At 65.9% G+C, this 4,767-nt stretch carries 5 protein-coding genes and 1 pseudogene; all 6 read left to right on the forward strand.

What is annotated here, in order from left to right; translation table 11 throughout:
• Positions 1-305: pseudogene (locus KAY22_RS24795) on the forward strand (thymidylate kinase); the annotation flags it as partial.
• The gene (locus KAY22_RS24800) at positions 302-1,288 is read left to right on the forward strand and encodes a DNA polymerase III subunit delta' (protein ID WP_296625801.1); all 987 of its coding nucleotides are present in this window, start codon (positions 302-304) and stop codon (positions 1,286-1,288) included. The pseudogene KAY22_RS24795 and the gene KAY22_RS24800, both read left to right, overlap by 4 nt.
• Before the next feature lie 67 nt (positions 1,289-1,355).
• A complete protein-coding gene (gene metG / locus KAY22_RS24805) occupies positions 1,356-2,915 on the forward strand; it encodes a methionine--tRNA ligase (RefSeq protein ID WP_296625802.1) in 1,560 nt (519 codons plus the stop codon).
• A complete protein-coding gene (locus KAY22_RS24810) occupies positions 2,915-3,691 on the forward strand; it encodes a TatD family hydrolase (protein WP_296625803.1) in 777 nt (258 codons plus the stop codon). Before metG ends, KAY22_RS24810 begins: the two co-directional genes overlap by 1 nt.
• Positions 3,682-4,452, forward strand: a complete 771-nt coding sequence (locus tag KAY22_RS24815; protein WP_296625805.1) for an MBL fold metallo-hydrolase — start codon at positions 3,682-3,684, stop codon at positions 4,450-4,452. The genes KAY22_RS24810 and KAY22_RS24815 overlap by 10 nt, the downstream gene beginning before the upstream one ends.
• Positions 4,449-4,622, forward strand: a complete 174-nt coding sequence (locus KAY22_RS24820; protein WP_296625804.1) for a hypothetical protein — start codon at positions 4,449-4,451, stop codon at positions 4,620-4,622. The genes KAY22_RS24815 and KAY22_RS24820 overlap by 4 nt, the downstream gene beginning before the upstream one ends.
• The last annotated feature ends 145 nt before the right edge of the window (positions 4,623-4,767 follow it).

Genomic DNA, 4,767 nt, shown 5'->3' on the forward strand with positions numbered 1-4,767 from the left:
CCCTGCACCTGGGCCTCGACCGGATCCGCGCGCTGCACGACTTCGGCAGCGGCGGTTTCCTTCCCGAGCGCACGCTGTACCTGACCTTGCCGCCGGAGGAAGCCGCCCAGCGCGCCGCCGAGCGCGACCGGGACGGTTCGGACCGGATCGGCGGACGCGATGCGGCTTATCATGCCGCCGTCGCAGCGGCCTTCGAGTCAATTGCCGCCGCGGAGCCCGATCGGGTCCGGCGCATCGATGCGCGCGGCGCGCCCGATGAGGTCACCGCGCGGCTGATCGACGCGCTGTCGGACCTGCTGCCGTGACGTCGGCCACGCATCTGGTCGGACATGAGGAGCAGGTGGCGGCGCTACGGTCGGCGGCGGACAGCGGGCGTCTGCACCATGCCTGGCTGCTGACCGGGCCCGAGGGCATCGGCAAGGCCAGCTTCGCGCTGGCGGCTGCGACCCGCCTGCTCGCCGAAGCGGCCGGGCCGCCGGTATCGCTGCCCGGCCTCGAAACGCCCGATACGCACCCGGTCGCCAACTATATCCGCGCCGGCAGCCACCCGGATCTGCGCATATTGACCCGGCTGACCAAGGACCGGTCGGAGGATCTCGCGCGCTCGATCAGCATCGATCAGGTGCGCTCGCTCCAGAGCCTTTTCGCGACCACGCCCAGCCTGTCGTCGCGGCGGATCGTCATCATCGACGCGATCGACGATCTCGAGCGCCCGGCGGCCAATGCGCTGCTCAAGAGCCTCGAGGAGCCGCCGGCGGGAACGCTGTTCTTCCTCGTCAGCCATGCACCCGGCCGCCTGCTGCCGACGATCCGCTCACGCTGTCGCCAGCTGCGCTTCGCGCCGCTCGACGACCGGCAGATGCTGACCGCCCTGCTGTCCGCGCTTCCCGAGGAACCGCGCGACGAGATCGACGCGCTGATCCGCAGCGGGCAGGGATCGCCGGGCAGGGCGCTCAGCTTCGCCGGCCTGCAGATCGCGGCGCTCGATGCGGCGATGGATCGGCTCGTCGTCGAAGGCGACGCCACCAACGCGATCCGCGCGCAACTGTCCAGGCAACTGTCGGGCAAGGCCGCGCAGGCGCGCTACGAAGCCTTTATCGAGCGCGCCCCCGCACGGATCGCCGCCGAGGCGCGGCAGCGGACCGGTCAGCCGCTGGCCGATGCGCTGCGGCTGTGGGAGGAGGCGCGTCGTATCGGCGAGAGCGCGGTCCATCTCTCGCTCGATCCGGCTACAACCGTGTTCGAACTGGCCGTTTTGCTGGCGCGACTGGCTCCGGCGGGTCGCTGACCCTTTCGGAGCCGAAGGCGCCGCAAAGCGCTTTCCCAGCGGGCCATCACGCACTAAGTGCAGGCCCATGTCCGAGCCCTATTATATCACCACCGCGATCAGCTATCCCAATGGTCGTCCACATATCGGCCACGCCTATGAGGCGATCGCCGCCGACGTCATCGCCCGCTTCCAGCGCGGCATGGGGCGCGACGTGCGCTTCCAGACCGGGACCGACGAACATGGCCTGAAGATGGTCCAGGCGGCCCGCGCCCGCGACATGGAGCCGCGCGCGTTGGCCGACGAAATGTCGTCCTATTTCAAGGAAATGGATGACGCTCTGAATATCAGCTATGATCGCTTCATCCGCACCAGCGAAGCCGACCATTATGCCGCGAGCCAGGCGATCTGGCAGGCGATGGAGGCCAATGGCGATCTCTATCTTGACCGTTACGAGGGCTGGTATTCGGTCCGCGACGAAGCTTTCTACGACGAGAAGGAACTGGTCGAGGGCGAGGGCGGGCAGAAGCTGTCGCCGCAGGGCACCCCGGTCGAATGGACCGTCGAGGAAAGCTGGTTCTTCCGCCTGTCCAAATATCAGGAGCCGTTGCTGGCGCTCTACCGCGACCAGCCCGATTTCATCCGTCCCGAAAGCCGGCGCAACGAGGTGATGAGCTTCGTCAGCGGGGGCCTCAGCGATCTGTCGATGTCGCGCACCAGCTTCGACTGGGGCGTGCCGGTGCCGGGCAGCCCCGGCCATGTCATGTATGTCTGGGTCGACGCGCTGACCAATTATCTGACCGGCGTCGGCTATCCCCATGGCGGCGAGACCTATGACCGCTACTGGCCGGCGAGCCTGCACCTGATCGGCAAGGACATCGTCCGCTTCCACTCGGTCTACTGGCCCGCCTTTCTCATGTCGGCGAAGGTGCCGCTGCCGAAGCAGGTCTTCGGCCATGGCTTCCTGCTCAACCGGGGCGAGAAGATGTCGAAGTCGGTCGGCAATGTGGTCGATCCGATGGGCATGGCGGAGCGCTATGGCGTCGACCAGCTGCGCTATTTCCTGATGCGCGAGGTCAGCTTCGGCTCCGACGGCAGCTACAGCCATGAGGCGATCGTCAACCGCGCCAATGCCGAGCTGGCCAACAGCTTCGGCAATCTGGCGCAGCGCACGCTGTCGATGATCTTCAAGAATCTCGACGGCGAACTGCCCGCGCTCGACCGCAACGAGGATGACGCCGCGCTGGTTCGTGCAGTGGCCTCGGCCTGCCTCGACGAACTGCCGCGCGCCTTCGAGCAACTGGCCTTCTCGGTCGGGATCGAGGCGTGGATGAAGGCGGTTTTCGCCTGCAACCAATATGTCGACGCGCAGGCGCCTTGGGCGCTCCGCAAGACCGATCCCGAACGGATGAAGACCGTGCTGGGCAATTTGTTTGCGGTGATCCGCGACCTCGCCATCGCGATCCTGCCGGTGATCCCGGCGAGCGCGGGCAAGCTGCTCGACCAGATGGGCGTCGCCGCCGATGCCCGCGACTTTGCGGCACTGGAACGGCAGGGCTGGTATGACGAGCTGCGCGCCTCGGGCTATCGTGTCGCGCAGCCGGTACCACTCTTCCCGCGGCTCGAGCTCGAGGTCGCCGAGGGCTGATGTTCGTCGACAGCCATTGCCACCTCAACTATGCGGGCCTCGCCGAGCGCCAGCAGGAGGTGCTCGCGGGCGCCCGGGCGGCGGGCGTCACCACGATGCTCAACATCTCGACCCGCGCCGCCGAGTGGAACGACGTTCTGGCGGTGGCCGAGCGCGAGCCTGACGTCTGGGCGAGCGTCGGCATCCACCCGCACGATGCCGACACGCATGAGGATATCGAAACCGCCCTGCTGGTCGAAAAGGCCCGGCACCCGCGGGTTATCGGTATCGGCGAGACCGGGCTCGATTTCTTCTATGACAAGTCCGACCGCGACCGCCAGCGCGCGAGCTTCCGCCGTCATATCGCCGCGGCCCGGGAAACCGGCCTGCCGCTGATCGTCCATACCCGCGAGGCGGAGGAGGACACCAAGGCGATCATGGCCGAGGAGATGGGGAAGGGGGCCTTCACCGCCGTCATCCACTGTTTCACCGGCAGCGCCGACCTCGCCCGCGCGATGCTCGATCTCGGCTGCTACATATCGCTGTCGGGGATCGTGACCTTCAAGAACGCGGCGGATCTGCGCGCCACCGCGCATCTCGTCCCGCGCGACCGGTTGCTGATCGAAACCGACAGTCCGTTTCTGGCGCCGGTGCCGCATAGGGGCAAGCCGTGCGAGCCGGCCTATGTCATCGAGACCGCACGGATGCTGTCAGGCGAACTCGACTGGCCGATCGAGGATCTGGCGCGAGAGACGTCAGATAACTTCTTCAGATTGTTTGCAAAAGCATCGGCATGAAAGTCCGCATCCTCGGCTGCGGGACATCCTCCGGCGTGCCCCGGATCGGCAATGACTGGGGCGCCTGCGACCCGTCCGAGCCGCGCAACCGCCGCAGCCGGGCGTCGATCCTGGTCGAGAGCGCGACCACGCGTATCCTGGTCGATACGACACCCGACATGCGCCAGCAACTGCTCGATGCGGATATGATCGCGATCGATGCGATCCTGTGGACGCACGACCATGCCGATCATTGCCACGGCATCGACGATTGCCGCCAGATCTTCCACGCGCGCGGCACGCCGGTGCCGGGCTATGGCTTTCCGGCGACGATCCGCCAGCTGCGGCAGCGCTTCGACTATGTGTTCGCCGGCCGGGACGGCTATCCGCCGACGGTCGAGGGCGGCGAACTTCTCGCCGACATGATGATCGGCGACATTCGCGTCCGTGCAGTGGCGCAGCCCCACGGCGATATCTACAGCGCCGGATTGCGCTTCGATCATGGCGATCGATCGATAGGATATTCGACGGATTTTCATGATGTTACCGACGATATGCGAGACTTGTTCTCCGGCGTCGACCTGTGGATCGTCGATGCGTTGCGGGTGCGTCCGCATCCGACCCACGCGCATCTCGACCTGACGCTGGCTGCGATCCGCGACTGTGCGCCGAAGCGCGCGGTGCTGACCCATATGGACCAGTCGATGGACTATGCGAGCCTGGCCGCGAACCTGCCGAACGGCGTCGAGCCGGCGCACGACGGAATGGAGGTGCTGTTGTGAACGGAGACATGATCGTCGGCATCGTCGCGATCGCCGCCATGCTGATCCTGGTCGTCCCGCGCGTTCTGAAGAGCGGCGTCGCCAAGGGGCGGATGCTGCAACTGGCGCTGCTATGGGTGGCGATCTTCGCGATTGCGACTGTCGTGGCGATCGTCGCGAGCCGGTTTTGAGCGATAATCGCGCATACGGATTTAACATATATCAACACCACGTCATGTCTTGTGGTGTAGTTTCAATGGCTTGATGGCATTATGCCTGTCCATTGTGTTTCGCTAATTATTTGGACGATCAAGGGAGTTGGAAGTGCAAGACGCC

Source organism: Rhizorhabdus sp. (assembly GCF_018006725.1).
Lineage (GTDB): Bacteria > Pseudomonadota > Alphaproteobacteria > Sphingomonadales > Sphingomonadaceae > Rhizorhabdus.

Bases quoted from the DNA above. Each gene is read 5' to 3' on its own strand.
- metG (WP_296625802.1), top strand. From the start codon at position 1,356: ATGTCCGAGCCCTATTATATCACCACCGCGATCAGCTATCCCAATGGT.
- KAY22_RS24810 (WP_296625803.1), top strand. From the start codon at position 2,915: ATGTTCGTCGACAGCCATTGCCACCTCAACTATGCGGGCCTCGCCGAG.